We start from the raw sequence: 23,943 nt of genomic DNA on the forward strand, positions 1-23,943 counted from the left end.
TTTAAGTTAAATAATTAAGTAATCCATATATGTTTAAAAGTAGTATTTTATTAGTCCTATTAAGTGTAATTGGTGGTTTAAAAATAACCAATGCACAACAAAAAAATAATAGTGAAAAGCCAAATATCATCTTCATTTTAACAGACGATCAGCGTTTTGATGCTATTGGTTATGTAGGAAATAAATATGTTCAAACACCACAAATGGACGATTTAGCAAAATCGGGAACCTACTTTAATACAGCAATAGTTACAACCCCTATTTGTGCAGCAAGTAGAGCTAGTATTTTAACAGGGCTTCAAGAACGTGCTCACAATTATAACTTTCAAACTGGTAATATCCGTGATGAGTATATGGCTAGTTCATACCCAACGGTTTTAAAAAATAATGGATACTATACAGGGTTTTATGGTAAATATGGTGTAAGATATAATGATCTTGACAAACAATTTGATGAATACGAATCATACGATAGAAATAATAGGTATAAAGACAGAAGAGGGTATTACTATAAAACCATAGATAATGATACCGTGCATTTAACACGTTATACAGGGCAACAAGCCATAGATTTTATAGACAAAAACGCCAAAAATGAAAAACCTTTTTGTTTATCATTAAGCTTTAGTGCACCACATGCGCACGATGGAGCGCCAGAACAATATTTCTGGCAAAACACTACAGATAATTTATTGACAGATACAACCATTCCTGAGCCAGAATTAGGAGACGATAAATATTTTAATGCTCAACCTAAAATTGTTAGAGATGGGTTTAATTGGTTACGTTGGACATGGCGTTATGATACTCCAGAAAAATACCAACATAGTTTAAAAGGTTATTACAGAATGATTTCTGGAATAGACTTAGAAATAGCTAAAATCCGTAAAAAATTACAAGAAAAAGGTCTAGAAAAGAATACAGTAATTATAGTCATGGGAGATAATGGGTATTTCTTAGGCGAACGTAAACTAGCTGGTAAATGGCTTATGTACGAGAACTCTATTCGGGTACCATTAATTGTTTTCGATCCAAGAGTTAATAAGCATCAAGATGTTGATGATATGGTGTTAAATATTGATGTACCCCAAACTATTGTTGATTTAGCTGGCGTAAAAGCCCCAGATACTTGGCAAGGAAAAAGTTTATTGCCAATTGTAAAGCAAGAGGCTACTACTATAGCAAGAGATACTATTTTAATAGAACATATTTGGAATTTTAGTGAAATACCTCCAAGTGAAGGCGTGCGAACGGAAGAATGGAAATATTTTAGATATGTAAACGATAAATCTATAGAAGAACTTTACAATTTAAAGAAGGACCCTAAAGAGGTTAAAAATTTAATTGGGAAGAAAAAATACAAAGAAGTAGCAGAAAAACTTCGTGCTAAGCTTGATGCTTTAATAAAAGAAAAAAGTAATGCCTACAGAGAAGCACCATCAGATTTAACAGTTGAATTAATTAGAGAACCAAGCGAAGATGTTAAAATTTTCGATTTAAAGCCAGAATTTGGTTGGACGGTACCATTAGGATCTAAATTTCAAAGCGCTTATCAAATTTTGGTAGCTTCAAATGAAAAAGATATCAATAATAATAACGGGAATATTTGGGATAGTGGAGAAGTACGTTCTTTAGAATCAACAAATGTAGAATATAAAGGAACGCCGCTTCAAGTAGCACAGACGTACTATTGGAAAGTAAGAATTTGGGATGAAGAAAATAGATTAGTCGATTATTCTGAATCGCAAAAGTTTACAACAGGAAAAAGCGATAGCTACATCATTTCAACCGAAAATAAATTTGTAACAACTAAAGTGAAGCCAACAATTTTTGAAAAAAGGGGTAGCTCTTACTTTATAGATTTTGGTAAAGCAGCCTTCGCAACCATGGACTTTACATACCATGCCAAAACATCACATACACTTACCGTTAGAGTAGGAGAAATGGTCGATGATAAAGGGAATGTTAACCGGACACCACCAAAGAAAAGTAATATTCGTTACCAAGAACTAAAAGTTAACGTAACGCCTGGGCAAACTAAATATCAAATAAAGGTTCAAACAGACGAAAGAAATACAAGACCAAATAAAGCAATACCATTACCAGATGGATTTCCTCCACTTGTACCGTTTAGATATGCAGAAATTGAGGGCGCTCAAGAATCTATATCCGCAGAAAATGTGGAACAATTGGCCTTTCATACCTATTGGGATGAGCAAGCTAGTAGTTTTAACAGTAATGATAATATCTTAAATCAAGTTTGGGATTTATGTAAATACTCAATAAAAGCCACAACCTTTAACGGTTTATATGTTGATGGTGATAGAGAGCGCATACCTTACGAGGCCGATGCGTATTTAAATCAATTAAGTCATTATACAACCGATAGAGAGTTTGCTATTGCAAGAAGAACTATTGAGTATTTTATGAAACAGCCTACGTGGCCTACAGAATGGCAACAGCACGTGCCTTTGTTAATACATGCCGATTTTATGTATACAGGCAATACAGAGTTAGTAGAACGTTATTATGAGGCGCTTAAACATAAATCGTTATATGAATTGTCTAACGACGATGGTTTAATTACATCTACTAAAGTTGATGCCGCCTTTATGAAAAAATTAGGTTTTCCTGATGGCTATAAAAAGCCATTAACAGATATTGTTGATTGGCCAGGAGCCAATTTTAACGGCAGTAAAACTAAAGGAGAACGCGATGGGTTTGTTTTTAAACCTTACAGCACGGTAATTAACGCGTTCTTTTATGAGAATATGAAAATAATGGCAGAGTTTGCTAAAATCTTAGGTAAAACTCAAGAAGCTTTAGATTTTGAGTACAGAGCAGCAAAAGCTAAAAAAGCAGTAAACGAACAAATGTTTGATGCTACACGTGGTGTATATGTAGATGGTATTGGAACGGATCATGCTTCGTTGCACGCTAATATGATGCCTCTAGCATTCGGATTAGTGCCAGAAGAACATTATGAATCTGTTGTTAACTATGTAAAATCAAGAGGATTGGCTTGTAGTGTTTATGGGGCACAATTTTTAATGGATGGTTTATACAATGCTGGCGAAGCAGATTATGCCTTAGATTTATTAACTGATACTTCCGATAGAAGTTGGTATAATATGATTAAAATAGGTTCAACTATTACTTTAGAAGCTTGGGATAACAAGTATAAAAATAATTTAGATTGGAATCACGCTTGGGGAGCAGTACCTGCAAATGTTATTCCACGTGGATTATGGGGTATTAAACCAAAAACACCAGGGTTTGGTATAGCTACCATAAAACCTCAAATGAGTAAATTAAAATCGAGCACCATAGAAGTTCCAACGGTTAGAGGTACTATAACAGGAAAATACAAGTACAATGGCGCAAGATTACAAACTTACGAAATTGAGATACCTGGAAACATGGTAGCCGAATTTTCTTTAAACGACTTAGATGGTAAAGATTTAATACATAATGGAAAAAAAGTGCCTTCTGCTTTCGAAAGCATTCGCTTGTCTCCTGGTAAACATACTATCCAACTTAAGATTAATTCATTTTAGGTTTAAAAAAAAAAGCAAACGTTTTGTGGATATCTAAAAAGAAGCAAAAAAGAATTGGATACGGTTCTGTAACATAATATGCTAATAGAAAATCTATTAAGTTTTCTTAAAAATGATAAACAAAAGTGTTAATTGGGGAATTATAGGCTGCGGCGATGTTGCAGAAGTTAAAAGTGGGCCTGCATTTTATAAAGTTGATAACTCTAATTTAGTTGGAGTTATGCGCAGAAATAAAGATAAAGTTCAAGATTTTGCTAAAAGACATGGAGTTAGTAACTGGACCACCAATGCCACTAGTTTAATAGAAAACCAAGACATAAATGCCGTATATATAGCTACACCACCTTCATCACATCTAGAATATGCGCTTCAATGCATAAAAGCAGGAAAAAATGTGTATCTAGAGAAACCCATGGTACTTAATAGCCACGAAGCTGATGTACTTTTAAGTGCAGTTAAAAGCAGTAATACTAAAGTAACAGTTGCACATTATCGAAGAGCATTACCAGTATTTTTAAAAGTAAAATACTTATTAGATTCTAATTTAATTGGTAAGATATCTTCTGCCAAAATTGTTATAAAACAAAAAGAAAATGCCAGTTTAATTGCTAAGTCTGATGAAAATTGGAGAACGAATCCAAAAATTTCAGGAGGTGGATATTTTCACGATATAGCGCCACATCAAATCGATTTAATGTGTTATTATTTTGGCGAAGTGAGCGAGATAACTAAAGATGACCTTAAAGATGATTTAGATTCTAATCAAGAAGTAAGTGGCAGTCTACTTTTTAAAAACGACGTAAGATTTACTGGTTCATGGAACTTTAATGCTTCCGAAGAAAAAGATAATTGTACTATTTATGGAGAAAAGGGAACTATTTCTTTTTCCTTTTATGGCGATGAAATTATTTTAACTAAGGATGGTAAAAAGGAGCAATTTCTTTTTACAAACCCAAAACATGTTCAGCAACCCATGATAAAAAAAACCGTCAGTTATTTTTTAGGCAAGAGCCAAAATCCATGTACTGTAAACGAAGCTGCAATTGTAACTCAAATTATGGATGTATTTTCTGAAAGTAAATTAAAAACTAAGCAATAGAAACAATAAGATAAATTTTAAACAAGAGGATGAAAAAATTAATATTTACATTTTTAATTACAGCAATAACGGTGCTTTTTCCTTATCAGGATATAAAAGCGCAGTCAAAAGACTATAAGGATGCTTCATTATCCATAGAAGAAAGAGTAGAAGCACTGTTACCCAAACTTTCATTAGAAGAAAAGGTAGCGCAAATGCGTATTTTTCATGCTAATATAGGTGTGAAACATGATGAAAAAGGAAAGCTACAACTTTCTAATAAGGTTATTAAAAAATTAAAACTTGGTATTGCGGGAATTAAAAACCCTGCCGAACATGTTGATGCAGTAACCGCTGCTAAATTAAATAACGAACTTCAAAAATATATTATAGAAAACAACCGTTGGGGAATTCCTGCGCTTTTTGTAACAGAGTCTTATAACGGTGTCGATGCAGAAGGCTGTACCAAATTTGGAAGACCTATCGCATCAGCAGCTTCATTTAACCCAGAATTGGTTCAAAAACAATGGGATATTGTAGGTAGAGAAGCTCGATTAAGAGGGATGCATATGTGCCATTCGCCGGAGGCCGATTTGGTTCGCGATCCACGTTTCGGGCGTATGTCTGAAGCTTTTGGTGAAGATACTTACCTTACCACTCAAATGGTAACCAGTGCTGTAAAAGGTGTTCAAGGTAATTACGAAGGTTTAGGAAATGGTACGCATATTGGAGCCGTTGCCAAACACTTTGCAGGTTATGGTCAAGTACTAGGTGGTTCAAATTTTGCAGCTATCGAAATTTCCCCGAGAACACTTATAGACGAGGTTTATCCTCCGTTTGAAGCAGCCGTAAAGGATGCTAAAACTTTGGGTATTATGGCCTCTCATGGCGATTTAAACGGTATTGCCAGTCATGGAAATCCGGAATTATTAACAGGTGTATTAAGAGACCAATGGGGCTTTAATGGTTATGTAGTTTCAGATTCTAATGATATTGCACGTTTGTTTTATTTTATGAATGTTGCCGAATCTCCTGAAGCGGCAGCTCAAATGGGGTTAGAGGCAGGAATAGATATCGATTTATATGCCGAAGATTCTTATGCTTACTTACCTGAAATGGTAAAGAAAAACCCAGAACTTGAAAAGTTAATCGACCGTTCCGTAAGACGTGTATTAAGAACCAAATTCATTTTAGGTTTATTTGATAATCCTTATATAGATCTTAAAGAAACTAAAAAAGGAGTACGTTCAAAATCGTCTTTAGAATTAGCTAGAACATCAGATTTAGAATCCATAATTCTTCTCAAAAATCAAAATAACACCTTACCTTTAAACAAAAGTAAGTCTACAAAAATAGCTTTGTTAGGGCCATTAGTAAAAGAAAACACAAAAGCATTGTTCGAGTCGGTTACAGGAAATAGTATAACGTATGTAGCAGAAAAGGGTTTTCATTTAACCGATGAAACAGGTGGAGCTCCTAAATTATTAGAAAGAGACAAAAATGCAATTGATAAATTGGTAAATACGGCAAAAAGTGCCGATTTAAGTATTTTATTTTTGGGAGGCGATGAGTTTACTTCAAAGGAAGCATTTTTTACGCATGCTTTGGGAGATAGAGCTACTATTGATCCTGTAGGTCCTCAGGACGAACTCATTGAAAAAATTAAAGCACTTGGTAAACCTGTAATTGTGGTTTTAAAACACCGTAGAACCTTATCTATAAATACAATAGCAGAACAAGCCGATGCTATTTTGGATACTTGGGATTTAAGTGAATTTGGAGACCAATCTACCGCTAAAATTATTTTTGGAGAAGTATCTCCTTCAGGAAAATTACCAGTTACCGTGCCAAGATCTATTGGGCAAATACCGTTTCATTACAGTATGAAAGAGATTAATTATAAAAAAGGATACTTGTTCTTAGAAGATGGTCCAATTTATCCTTTTGGTTACGGTTTAAGTTATGCTAATTTTAAATATTCAGATATTAAAATATCCAATACAGAACTAACACCAAATACTGAAATTGAGGTTAGTGTTAAGGTAACTAATACTGGGGCTGTTAAGGCTAAAGAAGTTGTTCAAATGTATATTAAGGATGAAATAGGTTCGGTAACCAGACCAGATAAAGAACTTAAAGGTTTTGAAAAGATAGAATTAAATCCAGGCGAAAACAAAACAGTTACTTTTAAAATCACCCCAAAAATGCTTGAATTTACAGGTCTTAAAATGAAAAAAGTATTAGAGCCAGGAGATTATACCGTGAAAGTAGGAACCTCTTCTCAAGAGTATTTGGAAACAACATTCAAACTAAAAAAATAGACAAATGAACAAACCCGTATTACACCTTTTAGTGTTTTTAACGCTTTTTAGCTGTTCTGTTTCTCAAAAAACAGTTGCTCAACAAGCTTTAGATAATTCAGAAATTAAAGTCTCTATGATAAAAGCTTTAGAGTGGCAAGAAGCGCACCCTATATTTGCCATTGCTCCTACCGATTGGACAGCTGGTGCCTATTATACAGGTGTTGCTAGAGCACATAAAGCTACAAAAGATATGATGTATATGGCAGCCTTAAAAAATCAAGGCTATTGGAATAATTGGCAAACCTATAAACGATTATATCATGCTGATGACGTGGCTATTTCGTATAGCTATCTTTATATTGATGGTAACGGAGGTCGTAAGAATTTTGTTGATCTGGAGCCTACAAAAAAGTTTTTAGATGCGCATTTATATGAGGACCATCGTTGGAAATCAGGAACAGATAAAAGTAAAGAAGGAAGAACTATTTTATGGTGGTGGTGCGATGCTTTATTTATGGCGCCTCCTGTACTTAATTTATATGCAAAACATACTAATCAACCTAAGTATTTAGACGATATGCATAAGTTTTATATGCAAACATATAACCAATTGTATGATGAAGAAGAGCGCTTATTTGCAAGAGATATGCGTTTTGTTTGGGAAGGAAACGATAAGGATACAAAAGAACCTAATGGAAAAAAAGTGTTCTGGTCTAGAGGTAACGGATGGGTAATTGCAGGTTTAGCATTAATTTTAGATGATTTACCAAAAGATTTTAAACATCGTCCTTTTTATGAAAACCTTTACAAAGATATGGCTTCTAGAATATTAGAGCTTCAACCAGAAGATGGCTTATGGAGAACAAGTTTATTATGCCCAGAAAGCTACAACCACGGTGAAGTTAGCGGAAGCGGCTTTTATACATTTGCTCTTGCTTGGGGTATTAATAACGGATTTATAGATAAGAAACATACTCCGGCAGTTAAAAAAGCTTGGAATGCCATTGCAAAATGTCAGCATGAAGATGGTCGTGTAGGATGGGTGCAAAACATTGGAGCTTTCCCAGAACCAGCATCTGCAGATTCTTGGCAAAATTTTGGGACAGGAGCCTTTTTAATGGCAGGTAGCGAGGTTTTAAAATTAAAGTAAAAAATAGATATTTTGGGCGTTACCCCGCTTTTTTGCGGGGTCGGGCTTTACGTTCCAAGTCCTCGCACTTCCTTCGTCAGGCTTTGGGCTTTCCTCTACAATCCCTAACGCAGGCTAGTTTGCTAACTTACTTTTAGTACTAAATATCAAGGTTTTTTTAAGGGCTTTCATTATATGTAAAATAAGCTGTTTTCTTTCAATTTAAACCGTAAACAAGTTAAAAAACACACAAATGAAATTATTTAAACTATTAGTACTAATTTGTTTAGGCATTACAAGTTGCCAAAATAAAAATAAGAAAACTAAAAAAGAAGTCGCAACTAATTTAGAGTTTTCAAATAGGCCAAATATACTTTGGCTAGTAACCGAAGATATGGGAGCCTATATTCCACCATTTGGTGATTCTACGGTGGTAACTCCTAACTTAAGTAAATTAGCAAGTCAAGGTGTAATATATCCAAATCTTTATTCAACTTCTGGAGTTTGTGCACCAAGTCGGGCTGCCATAGCAACAGGAATGTACCCTTCCAGTATTGGTGCGAACCATATGCGTACCAATTCTTATAATGACGAAATAGGCGTGCCAAAATATGAAGCCGTACCACCTGCAGAAGTTAAAATGATAAGTGAGTTACTACGTATGCAAGGTTACTATTGCTCTAATAATTATAAAGAAGATTATCAATTTAAAGCTCCCAAAACAGCATGGGATGAAAGTAGTCCTTACGCACATTGGAGAGATAGAGCGGCAAATCAGCCATTTTTTTCAGTATTTAATTTTACAGAAACCCATGAGTCGGGATTGTTTGAGCCTTACGGATTTAGAGAAATAGAAGCAAGACATTACCACTCGGGAGACCGAAACTATAAATGGAAAAATTTTGGAGCTTCGCATGCCAAAAATAGGATGGCAGAAGAAGATACGCCTGTGCACCTTTCAAAAGATACAGACTTTAATATTCCACCATATTTGCTAGACACCGAAGCAACACGTCGCGATATGTGGAAATTGTACAATAATATTGGAGAAATGGATCGTCAAGTGGGCGCTGTTTTAAAACAATTAGAAGATGATGGTTTATTAGAAAATACCATTATCTTTTTCTATGGAGACCACGGCGGGCCATTACCAAGAGAAAAACGATTAATTTACGATTCGGGTTTAAACACGCCTTTAATTATTCGTTTTCCAAAAAGCATGAAAGCAGGAACAAAAGACAATCAGTTAATTAGTTTTGTCGATTTTGCTCCAACTTTACTATCTCTAATTGGAGAAGCACCTCAGTCTTATATGCAAGGGCAGTCATTTTTAGGAGAATACAAAGCAGACAAGCGAGAATATATTTATGGAGCAGCCGACAGATTCGACGGGTTTACCGACGCTATTAGAGCTGTAAGAGATAAGCGATATAAGTATATTCGAAATTACAGGCCAAAGCAAGGCTATTATTTACCAGTCGCTTACCGAGAGAAGATACCAAGCATGCAAGAGTTATTAAGGCTAAAAGGAGAGGGAGAATTAAATGCTAATCAAATGCAATGGTTTCGAGAATCTAAACCAAAAGAAGAGCTTTTCGATTGTATAGCCGATCCTTTTGAGTTAAATAATCTTGCCTATACCCCTGAATATAAAGACAAACTAATTGAGTTAAGCTCAGAAATGGACAGATGGCTAACCGAAATTGGAGACACCCCAAACCTTAACGAAAGAAAACTAGTAGACCGTCTATGGGCAGGTAGCGATAGCCAGCCTAAAACAGCCATTCCAGATATCATTTCTGAAAATGGAAAAGTGAAAATAACTTGTGAAACAGAAGGTGCTTCAATAGCTTATAAGGTTGTCGCTAAGAGCGAAAAGACTCCATTGTCATGGAACATATATAAAAGCCCTATCGAGCTGCCAGAAGGAGCTAAACTAATGGTGCAATCACATCGTTTAGGGTTTTTGCCAAGTAAAACCGTTACGTTTAATTAGGGAGTGTTTGTTTTCTTTTTATTATAAGCTATATAATTTGAGTTTTTTTGTTTGAAAGCGAATAAACAAGCAACAAAAAATCTTATCAACATCTGTATTCTTACTAATTTACTTCAAAATATAGTGTCAATTAAATTATATTTCAATTTCAGTAATATAGGGTAAAATAACATTTATTTAGAAAAAAATAATTATAACAAAATTAGGGGTAAATAGATATGTAAAAAGAGCTAAATGAGTCGGTGTTTGAATTAATTAGGTTTAAAAGCTTAATGGAATAAATATAAAATGCTGTATAAAAATACACCTTGAAAAATTAAACTAATTTAGTTTTTCAAGGTGTTACTTATAAATTCTTTAATGAATCTATGTTTCTTTTAAAATGTAAATTACTTTATATAAAGAATATTAAGTGTTTTTAGGATAAGATAAAACTCAACTTATTTTTCAACTATTTCATGCGCAGTGTTAGCCCATCTAATTTGCGCTCTTCCACCTTTAACTCTGTAGGCACCATATCTAATTTTCGATTGCGTCCCTCTTTCAGGATCAGGAATATTCCAATTAAATGCTTCACCACCAATTATAGCATTACAATAGTGTATTTTTTTTGTGGAATCGGTAGGGTCTGCTTTAAAACCAACTTCTAGGTCAAAAGAAGTTATTTCATTTTTATTAACTCTTTTTAGTAACACGACTTCTCTACCACTTCCAGATCCACCACGTTCTAGTATACGTTCGGCATAAATATCGAAAGCAACTTGCTTGTCTGCATTTATACCTGTACCATATACTGGCTTAGCTAAATACAGACAAATTGCTGGGTCAGGAGAACCACCACCACCAGTATGTTGCCCTTTGGCTTGTGAAATGTATGTTCCACTTTGGCTATCAGAATCAGCATCGCCTACTTCAAGAATTCTAAATTCTCCTGTAAATTTAACAAGTGATCCTACGTTAGAATTAGCAATAGGTAATGAGCGTTCTATTCTAGGCTGTAAGGTACCTGCTGTATCCCAATGGTTAGACCCATCCGTTATATTATATACTCCCCAAGTAGTGCCATCAATAATGCTTTCTGAGTAATCGGAATAGCAACTTCTATCATCAACCTCACCTACATTATTAGGGTTTGGTATATCAACATTTCTGGTGCTGTTGTTTTCGAATTCACCAGAAGCTGGACAAGCTAAATCTGTACTTGTATCTTCATCAGCAGCTACAACAGTCGGGTCTGTATCTGGGGCAGTTTCAGGAACTGGGGTTTTATAAATCAATATATCTTCAGAGTATCCTAGTCCGTCTTTGGTGCATGAAAAGAATGTAACAAAAATAATTAATGCACTTAGTGATACTAATTTGTAAGTAAAGTTTGGTTTTTTCATAATGTATAATGGTATTTTATTGTAAAATTATTTTATGTTACTAATATTTTCATCCTGTACTGTCCTGTTTAAAAATATTCCTTTTTTTTAATTTTTGAGTGAATATCTAAAAATGCGTAAAATTGAATAGGTTTTTAAATATTATTAACATGATACAGCAGGATGGATTCTCAATGAAAATGTGGTTTTTTTAAGAAATTAAACCCTAATAATAATGCGTCAACTTTTAACCGTTTTTATCATATTTATAATTTTGAGTTGCCAATCAAAGACAAATGAAGGCATGCAGGATTCACCCAAATTAAGTCTGGATGAATTATCAGAAAACTTCAAATCTCCATCAATCGATTATTACCCAGAAACATGGTTTCACCTTAACGGAAATAATATTTCTAAAGTAGGTTTAACCCTAGATTTAGAGGCTATAAAATCTGCGGGTTTGCAAGGCATACATTTGTTTAATAAAGCTGGAAGATTATATCCTGATGTAAAACCAATTAAAATTCTATCGCCCGAATGGGAAGATATGATTCGTCATGCAGCAGATGAGTCGAAGCGCTTAGGTTTAAAATTCACCATGCAGAATTGCCCAGGTTGGTCTATGACAGGTGGGCCATGGGTACCAGCCGAAGAAGCACAACGCGAAGTTGTAGAGTCAGTTTACAGGGTTTCAGGTGGAAAAACTTTTAATGAAACTCTAAAATTAGATAGTCTTTACAAAACACCCGACTACAATTATAAAGATATTCAAGTATTGGCTTTTCCAACTCCAGAAGGGGATGATTTAGATCTCTTTAATCCTTCAAAAATTGAAACAAATAATAATATTGTTCCATGGAAAGATATCTTTAATCCTAATTCAAAAATTATAGTTACTCGGAAAACAACACGACTAAATAAGGCTTTAAAAGATTATAGAGCAACAGGTATTTCAAAAGTAAAAAATAAAAATACTTGGGTAAAAACGAACTTTGATAACCTAGTAACATTGCGCACAATTACCTTTCCGCAATCGCGCCACATGATTATGGGTACAGAATATCCAAAAATGGATATAAATATTAAGGTAGAAGCACTACTTGATAATCAATTAAAAGAAATTACAACAGTGCATTTACCAGATGCTAATTGGAATGATAGACGGAAACATGTAACGCTAGCTATTCCAGAAACAACATCAAATACCTTTGTTTTTACCTTTGGAGGTGAACATACCATGGCCCCAGAATTTATTCGTTTAAGTTCAAAACCCAAGCTACACAATCATGAGGCAAAAGCGGCTAAAGTATTAAGACGTCTTGAAAAAGAAGTACAATATGATTATGCTGAAAATACTATAATTCCATTCGATAAAATTATCAACCTTTCAGACAAAATGAATCTTGAAGGTAAATTAACTTGGGATGTACCTGAGGGCAATTGGACAGTTGTACGTTTTGGTCATATTAATATGCGATTAACCAATAAACCAGCAGTACCTGAAGCTACAGGTTGGGAATCGAGTAAATTAGATAAAGTGGCCATAGAAAACCATTTAAGAAATGGTATGATTGGAAATTTAATAAAACCTGGCGGTCCAATTGGCGACGGTAAGTTGCACGGTTTGTTAATTGATAGTTGGGAAAGTCACGTGCCTACATGGACAATGAATTCCGAAGATATGTTTACTGAATTTGAAACTCGAAGAGGCTATAGTATGAAAACCTATCTACCTGCTACTATGGGTTATATTGTTGAAAGCCCAGAAGTAACCACTAAATTTTTGAGAGATTTAAGGCATACCATGGATGAAGTATTTATTGATAATTTCTTCAAGCATTTTGCAACTGTAGCCCATGATATGGGGGCCGAAGTGTATACTGAAGGTGCAGGAGGTGAAGTATTACCAATAGACCCTATGCGCTATTATGGGGTTAGCGATATTCCAATGACAGAGTTTTGGTACCCTAGAGCACCATCAAATCAAAACGAATATGCAAAACCAATTTATAATGCAGCATCGACGGTGCATTTATATAATAAACCGGTATTAGCTGCAGAAGCTTGTACTCAGGTTGGTGTAAAATGGAACGAGCATCCATTTTCTGTTAAATATTTAATCGATTATAATTTTGCTAAAGGCGTGAATCATTTAGTGTTTCATACGTTTTCGCATACGCCTCAAACAAATGTTTATCCAGGCTCTAGCTTTGGTGGCAATATTGGTTTTCCGCTAGTGCGTCAGCAAACCTGGTGGAAATACATGAAAGATTGGACTGATTATTTGGCGAGAAACCAATACGTTTTGCAACAAGGCGAATATGTGGCAGATGTGCTAAGGTATTATGGAGATCATTATGAGCGCCCGCCGTTCGATTTAGATTATTTTCCAAAAGGATACAGATTCGATTATTTGAATGCTGAAATATTACAAGAAAAATTAAGTGTAAAAAATGGTAAACTTCATGTGCAAAATGGAGGCGACTATAGAATTATAACATTAAGAGATTCTGAAAGTATGTTATTATCCACAGCTAAAAAACTAAAAGAATTGGTCTTTAATGGCGCTGTGATTTTGGGAGATAAACCAATAGATTCACCAAGTTTAATGGATGATGAAAAGGATTTGGAAGCACTAAAAACTATTTCAGATGAATTGTGGGGCACTTCAAAAAGTGGTGTAAAACAAGTTGGTAAAGGGAAAGTATATTGGGGAAAAACATTAGATGCTGTTTTACAAGAAGAAAGAATTACCCAAGATGTAATCGTTCCTGAAGGATTAGAAATTAATTGGATTCATAGAAAAACAGATGATGCTGATATTTATTTTGTGGCTTCTAAAGAAGAAAACCCAGTTGATGTGTCTTTAAGTTTTAGAGTCAATAATGTTTCGCCTCAAATTTGGGATGCATTTACTGGAGAACAACAGGAGGTTAAGATTTGGAGTAGAGAACATAATAGAACAAATGTGGGGTTATCATTACCATCAAGCGGTAGTGCCATTATTGTGTTTTCAAAAAGCGATAAACAATCTTACGCTTCAAAAATAGTGCATAATAATGTCGTGATTTTGAATTCTGAAAGCGGTTGGTATAACATTTATAATTCTGAAAATTATCCAAAACTGTCTTGGAAAGGCAACAAATTTATTGCTTCTAGTTCTGGAGAATATAGTTTTTACAAGAATGGAAAAGTAATTACAAAAGTTATTTCTATTGAAGAAAAATCACTTCAAAATGATTGGAAATTATCTTTTGATGTAGGTTGGGACACACCAGAATCTATTACCATTTCAGAATTAAAATCATTAACTAAACTATCAAATGATGCTGTAAAGCATTATTCTGGAACAACTACTTATTCAAAAAAAATTAATATAGATGAGTTGGTAACTCAAACAGTTTTGAATTTGGGAGAAGTATCCAACATTGCAGAACTTTGGTGTAATGGAAAAAAAGTAGGCGTAAAATGGGCTCCTCCTTTTGAGTTTGATATTTCTGAATTTGCAATAAAAGGTGAAAATAATCTTGAAATTAAAGTCACTAACACTTGGCGAAATCAACTCATTTTTGATAATCAAAGATCAAAAAATCAAAAGAAAACATGGACTACAAGTCCGCCAAAAAAGGATGAAACTGAATTAGAAAATTCAGGTCTAATTGGACCGGTAGTTTTAAAAAACTATAAATAGTTTAAAAATTAACTATATTAAAAAACTATAGTATTTGACGTTAATTAACTATTCGCAGCTTTATCCTTGTGTTGCATTTAAGGTTTTAAGATTATGTTTAAAATCTTCAATAATAAGAGGTTTAGTAGTTAAAGTCCGGTTTCTTTTGGGCAACTCATTGAATTGATACCAAAAAATACTGTTAGTATTAAAATTTGTTGATTTAAACGAGATAACAGTTATTTTATACAAAAGACAGGATAGGTCAGGATACTTATAAAGTAAACTCATAGTATTTTTATTAAGTGATTTTTATAAAAAAATAAATTTTACTACGAAACTAAAAATAACTATGAAAAAAATTACTTATAAATCCTTATTATTTCTCGTCTTGATATTATGCTCACATGGCATAACAGCGCAAGACGCTCCACCTTCTGATGACATTTTTAGATTCAGAAATGTGGAAACAGGACAATTCTTAACAGATACAGGAACGAGTGCAACGGCAGTTACCATGACAGCTGGTGATTCGGAAAACTCACGTTTTACCTTTGTGGAAAGTGGTGCATTTTATAATATTGATAGTGAAGTTTTAGGAATACTACGTGCTCCTGGCAGTGGTGGTCCAGGAGGAGCTTATGTAGTTGTTAGTACAACAAAAGCCTCGCCAGCAACGGATGGTGATAAAGTATGGACAATACAGCATAACCTAACAGATGATACATACAGATTTCAATCAGGAACAAGTGGGCGATTTATGTATCATGATGCAAATGGAACTGTAACACATGTTGTAGTTTCAGATACAGATGATAGAAGTAATTGGGAACTTGTACCTTTTGTAGAAGTTCCGGTAGAGATAGCACCAGATGAAGATACAAGTTCAGATCTAACTTGTCCAGCTTCTGGTGAATTCGAAAACAATAGTACAAGAAATGTAGATATATCAAACCCTGTTAACGTTGGAACTGCTGATGACAGAAGTTGCTATTCAGATTATTCAGAAAGTACCGTTTATGGAAAAACTTGGGGCGTTTATAACATTACTGATGGTTCTAATCATTGGGATGGAGCAACGTTGCAACCAAGAATAGAGCGTTCTTTATCAAGATCAGGAGAAACTGGTGTTGGGAGTTTTGCAAGATTCACAGGGGTTGTTAGAATACTAGAAGTGGGCGATGGAGGTTCTTTTGGCCAAAATGGAACTTATTTAGCACAAGCTAAAGGGAAACATTCAGGAGGTGGAGGCTCTAATGATCCTGCTATTTGTCTATATAGAGCACATCCTGTTTATGGTGAAGGTATTAATGCAGACAAGCAAGTGGCGTTTGATATTTACGCCGAGCGTATCTTAGAACGTGGAGGAGAAGGCAGCGGAAGAGAAGTTGTTTTTCTAAAGCGAGTTAATAAAAATGAAGAAGTTGATTTTGAGTTAGAGGTAGGTTTTAGAGAAGATCCAAGTGATTCTACAAAAAAAATTCATTATTGCGATGCTGTAATTGGAGGAGAAGCTTTTAATTATAATATTCCTGATCCAGACAGAGGGCTTGAATCTGGTATTAGATATGGTGCCTATAGAGTTAGAGGAGGTAGAGCACAAATAAGATGGGCTAATACAACTTACCAGAAGGAAGAAGTTGCGGATTCAGGTGATGATATACCAGCAGGTTTTTATAAATTAAAAAATGTCGAAACAGGCAAGTATTTAATGTCATCAGGTTCTACAATTATAGCTAGTGATTCTAGAGATGGTTCAGATAAAGAATGGCAATTTGTAAGTGTTCCTGGAACTAGTTATTATAATATTGATAGCCAAGTTAGGGGTATTATAAGATTTACAGGCTCTTCAGATTTAGTTAGTACAAATTTTTCGCCACCAAGAGAGGATAATGATAAGATGTGGACTATTATTGATAATGGCGATGGGAGCTATAGTTTCGAGACCCGTAATCTAGGTAAATATTTATACCATGCTGTAGATGATAGTATGGTGCATTCTGCTAATACAGATGATAGAAGTAAATGGATTTTAGAATCTACAACTTTAAGTCTTTTAGAAGCTGAACTAAAAACTGCTTCAGTAAAAATATACCCAAATCCTGCTCACGACAGGTTTACAATTGCATTTAAAAATATAAGCAATTTAAAAGGTGTAGAAATTTACAACGTTTTAGGTAAACTCGTTTATCAAAGTGAGTTAAATGGAAGTAATTTGGAGGTTGAAAGTGTTAATTTTAAATCAGGTGTTTATTTGGTAAAAGCCATAGCAGGTAATAATAACGTTTATCATACAAAACTGGTTATCAAATAAAATATTTATATTCAATTATATAAAAGTCAGAGTAATGTGTCTCTGGCTTTTATATTTTATAAAAAACAGGATAAAACAGGATAAAACAGGATAAAACAGGATAGTTAATTAAGATGGTCTTCTTAATTTCAACGTGTATCAAAATATTAATATATAAATGAAACGTCGCAACTTTATACAATTATCGACTTTGGCTGGTGTTGGCTTGTCATTACCAATATCAGGATTTCTTAACTCCTGCGTAAGTCACCCAGAACATTCCATCGAATTTAAAAACTTAATTTCTGAATTATTAAAAGATTGGAGTGATGGTATGTTAAAAGTACAAATCAATAATCCTTCAAATTTAGACGAACATGGTGCATTAGGTTGTCCTTCTTGTTCTCATATTCACGGACGATGTATGGATGCCGTATATCCATTTTTATATATGGCAGACCTAACGGGCGATGATAAATATATAGATGGTGCTAAGTTAGTCATGACTTGGGCAGAGAATAATGTATCACAAGAAAATGGAGCTTGGACTGTTATAAAAAATCCAAAATCTTGGAAAGGAATTACCGTTTTTGGAGCGATTGCTTTAGCAGAAGCTTTGCATTATCACGGACATGTTTTAGATGAAGGAACTCGCAAAGCATGGACAGTTCGTTTGGAAAAAGCAGGACAGTATATTTACGATACATTTACCATAGACTTTACTAATATTAATTATCCAGGTACAGCTGTTTATGGGTTAAATTTAATTGGTAATGTTTTAAATAGAGACGATTTTAAAGCGAAGAGTAAAACATTAGCGTCTCAAGTAAAATCATATTTTACAGAAAATGAAGGGTTACTATTCGGAGAATGTAAAAAAAGCTCAAGTAAGTTAAGTGAAAAAGGCTTACACGGTGTCGATTTAGGATATAATGTAGAAGAAACTTTGAATAGTTTAGTCATGTATGCGCTCAAGGAAAAAGATGAAGAGCTGCTGCAAATCTTAACAAAATCATTAAATAGTCATTTAGAATTTATGTTGCCAGATGGTGCATGGGATAACAGTTGGGGTAACCGCATGTACAAATGGAGTTATTGGGGAAGTCGCACCTGTGATGGTAGCCAACCCGCATTCGGAATGATGGCACACATCAATCCTGCTTTTGGAACAGCAGCGGTAAAAAACACAGAATTGTTACAACGTTGTACTGCCGATGGATTAATTCATGGAGGTCCTGGGTTTATTGAGGCAGGAATTCCACCTTGTGTGCACCATACATTTACACACGCAAAACCTTTAGCAGCTTTGTTAGACCATTGGGAGCATTTACCAGAAATCAATAAAAAGGAAGCTTTACCAAGAACTATTGCAGACGGAGTAAAACACTTTAAAGATTTAGATGTGTATCTTTTTGCAAGAGGCGATTGGAGAGGCACAGTAAGTGCTTACGATGCTGAATATCACTATAAATACGATTTTCGTCAAGCCTCAGGTGGTGCTTTAGGCGTTTTATTTCATAATAAAGTAGGGCTTTTATGTGCAGCAAGTATGGCAGAGTATCATTTAGTTGAAAAGAATAATCAACAGCCTCAACCAGGTAAGGATATTTGTTTAACGCCACGAATAGAGACCTTTAAAGACGATGTTTGGTATACGAATTTATACGATTTACCAGCTACAGTAAAAAGCAAAGATGAAAATGAAACTATAGAGTTGTTGGCCGATGTAAAACTTAAAAATGTAGATAGAGAGGAAGTTACAGGAACCGCGTCTGCATTCAATATTGCTTACATCTGTTCTACCAATAAAACAGAAATTAAAGTAGCCACAAAACAAGATGTTAAAGCTCAAACAGCTTTTGTATTACCTATTATTTCGCCTTCCAGTGAAGTGGTTGCAAATCTTAGTGAAAACGAAATTACCATCCAAAAACCTGAAGGGTTAGTTGCTATAAAAGCTAGTGGGCCTATAAAGATTAAGGAGATTGAAGGAAAACGTACTTTTAATATGGTGCCAGGGGTTGAAGCCTTGCCTTTAGAAGTGTTTTTTGAAGAAGAGAGTAAAACGATAGAGTTATCTATAACAGTAAGTTAACAACTTGTTAGGTAGTGATATTTTAAATGATTCCCTACTTTTTTTTCAATTAAAATGTCAATAAATTACAAGAGGTCCTTACTTAAGTTCCTAAATTTACCGGGAGCCCATCCTGTTTTTATTTTAAACAATCTATTGAAATACACTTCAGACTCAAAACCCAATTCGAAAGCAATTTCTTTTTGAGATTTACTAGAGTTTAGTAGTAACTCTTTAGACTTTTCAATTTTTAAAAGTAAATAGTATTGTAACGGAGAAACTCCGGTTTGTTTCTTAAAATCTATTCGGAATTTAGAATAACTTACTCCCAAATCCGAAGCTATTTCAATAAGATTAATAGAACTGTTTATGTTCTTATACATTATGCTTTTTGCACGAGAAACCATGGAATTTAAATTGTCTAAATCACTTCCTCCACTTTTAATATTATGAAGTTCTGCCATGAGCTGAATGCAAACTCCAGAAGCAATGTGTTGATAGCCATAACTCGCTTCATCAAACAACTTAAAAAGTGTATTAAAATAATTTAAAACATCTGGTGTATTGCATTTAGAAATAATAGGTTCTTCAGAATTGAAAAAACCATTCGATAAAAATTGATTAGCAATTGGACCAGAAAAACCAATCCAACGTTCTGTCCAACCTGTACTTTTTTGGGGTTTGTAGCGATGCCAAACTCCCGGAAATAATAAAAAAATATCGCCATCAGACACTTTTATTTCTCCAGTGGCGTGGCTTTCAAAAACCCCCGTTCCCTTAGTTATAAAAACAATGTGGAATTCATTTAAAACACGTCCTTTTTCCCAAGTAAAAATATACTGGTCAGGGTGGTCCATGGATGGATATTTGGTATGTTTTTTAATAACATTTCGTCCTAAGTTATTTATGTGAAATCCCCAAGACTTATCTTTTTTAGAGGTAATTAGGTATTTTCGGTATTTATTTTTCATATCATTTTGTGCTACTAATATATCAAAATGTTAATAGATAAATGCATTAATAATTACGAAATTTATGAAGTGAAATTTTATGTCAAAAATTTACTTTATCCAATACATGATATTACAGGATGATAAATCAAGATCTTAGAAATATCTTTAAAACGATTAAAAAAAGTATATGGGGCACTTTTAAAAACTAACATGTATTTTTTGTTAGTAAAAAAACAACTTTTTCTATTTAAAAATGAAAATTCAACTAAACTACACCACATCACTAAAGTATCTTTTTGCTTTTTTTACAATGGCACTATGCACTAGCTTTTTAGCCTGTAAATCAGTTCCCTCTCTGGAATTAGTAGATTTAAAATTAGAATACCGAACAAACCCATTAGGAATAGATAACACTGCCCCAAGGTTTAGTTGGAATCTTGTTGATAAAAACCAAACCAGAGGACAAAAACAAACTGCTTATCAAATTTTGGTAGCCAGTAACTTAAAGCATTTAGATAATAATTTTGGAGATGTCTGGGATTCTGGAAAAATAAGCTCGAATCAATCTGTTAATGTGAAATTTAATGGTAGTAGTTTGGAGTCTGCAAAGCAATATTTCTGGAAAGTAAAAGTATGGGATGTTGCAAATAATGTTTCTACTTGGAGCAAAATGGCACGCTTTTCAATGGGTTTATTACAACAAGACGATTGGAAAGCCGAGTGGATTTACAAAAAAAATCAAAATAAAAAAGATCATAATTGGTATAGAAAAAACTTTAAGCTAGAAGAAAATCCGCAATCAGCATTTATTTATGTCGCATCTTTTGGGTATCACGAAGTATATGTCAATGGACAAAAAGTAAGTAACGCGGTTATGAATCCTGTGTATTCATTCGTAAAAAAGCGGTTACCTTATTTAACTTACGATATTAAAAAACATCTTAAAAAAGGGGATAATGTAATTGGTATTTGGCATGCGGCTGGATGGTCGCGTTGGGGAAGAGTAAAAGCTTATTACGATGCGCCTTTTGTATTTAAAGCCCAAGCCGATATTAACCTTGGGAATAAAAATGTAGTACTAAATACTGATGCATCTTGGAAATGTAAAAAGAGTTACAGTGCTTATGTTGGACGCTGGGATATTAAAGATTTTGGAGGCGAAATTATAGACGAACGTTTACGTGAAGACGATTGGAATACGGTTGGATATAATGACTCTAACTGGCAAAACCCAGTAGTTTTTAATAATAACAAAGCCGAAGAAGTTGGTATTGCCAACGTTGATTTAGGTCCTAAAGGTGCCATTGTGGTACCCAGTACAGATGCAAACCCACCAACAAGTAAAATTACGGCAACTTTAAGCGCTCAAATGGTTGAGCCACAAGTAAAGTATAAAGGAGTAAAACCCATAGGTGTTCAAAAAGATGAGGAAGGAAACTATGTGATTGATATGGGAGAAAACTACACGGGTTTTTTTGAAATGAATCTTTTTAATGGTAAAGCAGGCGATACCGTGACGTTTAAAATTGCAGATAGAAAAGTTGTAAAATCATCTTGGGATCAACGGAGTAAATATGTTTTTGATAAAACAGGAACAGGACATTTTACCAATCGTTTCAACTTGGCAGGAGGACGTTGGGTAACTATTGAAGGTATTAATTACAAACCAGATTTAAAAGATATTAAAGGTTATGTGATTACTAATAACCGAAAACAAATTAGTAAATTCAAAAGTTCAAGCGAACTACTAAATCAAATCTACCAAGTTAATTTAAATACGTACATCGCTAATACTATTGATGGTATTTTAGTAGATTGTCCGCACCGCGAACGCCGTGGTTGGGGAGAAGTTACTGTAGCTGCCATGTATGGAGATGCTTTACCAAATTTTGAAAGTGGAGCTTATATGGCGCAATACGCCCAATTTATGCAAGATGCCCAAGCTGATGATGGTAAAATGCGAGCTGTTATTAATGGCGATGATTTTGAGTTTTTAATGTGGATGGCAAACAGCCCAATTACCATTTGGGAAACTTACCGAATGCTAGGTGATAAAAAACTGCTAGAAAACCATTATCCAACACTGCAAAAATGGATGCAATGGCTCTATGAACACTCTGATTACGATACAGGAGGAGGACTTAAAATCGGCACACGAGGTTCCTTAGAATTTCCAGGTTTAGGCGATTGGTGTACACCAAGAGGAAATTTTTGGACCTCAAGTAATTCGCCAGAATCGGCACACTTTAACAATTGTGTGTATGCCTTTATGCTTGAAAATGCATTACACATAGCAGAAGCTTTAAATAAACAAGAAGATGCAGAAATTTATAAAAAACGATTAGAGGTACAACGTAAAGCAACCCATACAAATATCTATAATTCAGAAACCGGCAAATATGGTTTGGGGCATCAGGTAAATCAAGCGTTTGCCTTACTCTCTGGCGTTACTCCAAATTCCGAAAAAGAAAAAGTGTACAATAATTTGATAGACCAAGTGCTGTATAAATTTCCGTATTACGATACAGGGAGTTCTGGACAGGCATTATACACGCGATATTTTACAGAATCAGGCGAACGTATGGATTTGATTTATGAATTGTTGAAAGACAAACGCCACCCAAGTTATGGATATTTTATAGAGCAAGGTAAAACGGTGTGGCCTGAGCGTTGGTCTGCCATTGGGAATAGCCAAATACATACTTGCTATACGGGTATTGGTGGCTATTTTATAAAAGGATTTGCAGGTATTCGTCCAGATAATGATAAACAAGGCATGCAACACTTTATGGTTAAACCAGCACCTGTTGGAGATTTAACTTTTGTCAATACAGAGTATAAATCTATGTATGGCAAAATTATTTCTAATTGGGAAAAAATATCAGAAAGTGCCACATTTCATATTGAAGTTCCAGTTAATACATCAGCAAAAATATATATTCCTGCAACTAAAAAAGAAGCTGTTTTTGAAGGCGAAAGTGTAGCAGGAAACTCAGAAGGCATTACATATATTGGAACTGAAAAAAGTGATGCTGTTGGTAGTTATATTATATATGAAGTTGGCTCTGGGGTTTATGATTTTAAAGTATCTACATTACCAAAAGTAACTTATCCAGACCCAATTGTGGAATCTGATAATTTAGCGACTATAGGAAGAATGAATGCTTCTTCCATGACTATTCAATCTGAAAAATTACCTGTTTTTGAAGCTTTTCGTGCTAACGATGAAAATCAAGAAACACATTGGAAAGCAAGTTCTGCATCAAATGAATGGATAGAAATAGAGTGGTTTAAACCGCAAACCTTTAACAAAGTGATTGTTGATGAGGTTGGAAATAATATTTCAAATTATACCATTCAATATTTAGAAAATGGTAATTGGAAAACTATTGTAAATGATACAGCTTGTGGAGCTAATAAGAATCATAGTTTCAAGGTTGTGACTACATCAAAAATTAGATTTCAGATATTAAAATCAAAGACAAAACCAATGATTTCAGAAATTAAAATATATAATGTTGAATAA

11 protein-coding genes are annotated in these 23,943 nt (G+C 34.3%); 9 read left to right on the forward strand and 2 right to left on the reverse strand.

Features of this window, described 5'->3' with window-relative positions; translation table 11 throughout:
- The first annotated feature begins 29 nt into the window (after positions 1–29).
- From ACJJV4_RS00050 to ACJJV4_RS00070, 5 genes are all read left to right on the forward strand, one after another.
- Complete coding sequence (locus tag ACJJV4_RS00050) at positions 30–3,557, forward strand: sulfatase-like hydrolase/transferase (protein ID WP_405290854.1); 3,528 nt, start codon at positions 30–32, stop codon at positions 3,555–3,557.
- Positions 3,558–3,669: 112 nt separating this feature from the next.
- Positions 3,670–4,656 carry a Gfo/Idh/MocA family protein gene (locus ACJJV4_RS00055; RefSeq protein WP_405290856.1) on the forward strand — a complete coding sequence of 329 codons (987 nt, stop codon included), beginning with the start codon at positions 3,670–3,672 and terminating at the stop codon, positions 4,654–4,656.
- Between the two features lie 29 nt (positions 4,657–4,685).
- Positions 4,686–6,956 (forward strand): glycoside hydrolase family 3 N-terminal domain-containing protein, encoded by a 2,271-nt coding sequence (locus ACJJV4_RS00060; protein ID WP_405290858.1) that lies wholly within the window; start codon positions 4,686–4,688, stop codon positions 6,954–6,956.
- Between the two features lie 4 nt (positions 6,957–6,960).
- Positions 6,961–8,088: a glycoside hydrolase family 105 protein gene (locus ACJJV4_RS00065; protein WP_405290860.1), complete on the forward strand. Its 1,128-nt coding sequence runs from the start codon at positions 6,961–6,963 to the stop codon at positions 8,086–8,088.
- 232 nt (positions 8,089–8,320) lie between these two features.
- Complete coding sequence (locus ACJJV4_RS00070; protein ID WP_405290862.1) at positions 8,321–10,063, forward strand: sulfatase; 1,743 nt, start codon at positions 8,321–8,323, stop codon at positions 10,061–10,063.
- A 440-nt stretch (positions 10,064–10,503) separates the two neighbouring features.
- Here the strand turns inward: ACJJV4_RS00070 and ACJJV4_RS00075 are convergent, their stop codons facing one another.
- A complete protein-coding gene (locus tag ACJJV4_RS00075) occupies positions 10,504–11,448 on the reverse strand; it encodes a hypothetical protein (protein ID WP_405290864.1) in 945 nt (314 codons plus the stop codon).
- A gap of 214 nt (positions 11,449–11,662) precedes the next feature.
- Here ACJJV4_RS00075 and ACJJV4_RS00080 point away from each other — a divergent pair, with 214 nt between their 5' ends.
- The 3 genes from ACJJV4_RS00080 to ACJJV4_RS00090 all read left to right on the forward strand — a co-directional run bounded on the left by ACJJV4_RS00080 (position 11,663) and on the right by ACJJV4_RS00090 (position 19,485).
- The gene (locus ACJJV4_RS00080) at positions 11,663–15,118 is read left to right on the forward strand and encodes a glycosyl hydrolase (RefSeq protein ID WP_405290866.1); all 3,456 of its coding nucleotides are present in this window, start codon (positions 11,663–11,665) and stop codon (positions 15,116–15,118) included.
- Positions 15,119–15,449: 331 nt separating this feature from the next.
- Complete coding sequence (locus ACJJV4_RS00085) at positions 15,450–17,411, forward strand: T9SS type A sorting domain-containing protein (RefSeq protein WP_405290868.1); 1,962 nt, start codon at positions 15,450–15,452, stop codon at positions 17,409–17,411.
- Between the two features lie 157 nt (positions 17,412–17,568).
- Positions 17,569–19,485 carry a hypothetical protein gene (locus ACJJV4_RS00090; RefSeq protein WP_405290870.1) on the forward strand — a complete coding sequence of 639 codons (1,917 nt, stop codon included), beginning with the start codon at positions 17,569–17,571 and terminating at the stop codon, positions 19,483–19,485.
- Positions 19,486–19,550: 65 nt separating this feature from the next.
- Here the strand turns inward: ACJJV4_RS00090 and ACJJV4_RS00095 are convergent, their stop codons facing one another.
- Entirely contained in the window at positions 19,551–20,435 is an 885-nt protein-coding gene (locus ACJJV4_RS00095) for an AraC family transcriptional regulator (protein ID WP_405290872.1), read from the reverse strand.
- 235 nt (positions 20,436–20,670) lie between these two features.
- Here ACJJV4_RS00095 and ACJJV4_RS00100 point away from each other — a divergent pair, with 235 nt between their 5' ends.
- Positions 20,671–23,943, forward strand: coding sequence for a family 78 glycoside hydrolase catalytic domain (locus ACJJV4_RS00100; RefSeq protein WP_405290874.1), 3,273 nt, complete (start codon positions 20,671–20,673; stop codon positions 23,941–23,943).

The organism is Algibacter sp. Ld11 (assembly GCF_045066735.1).
In the GTDB taxonomy this organism is placed as follows: Bacteria; Bacteroidota; Bacteroidia; order Flavobacteriales; family Flavobacteriaceae; genus Algibacter.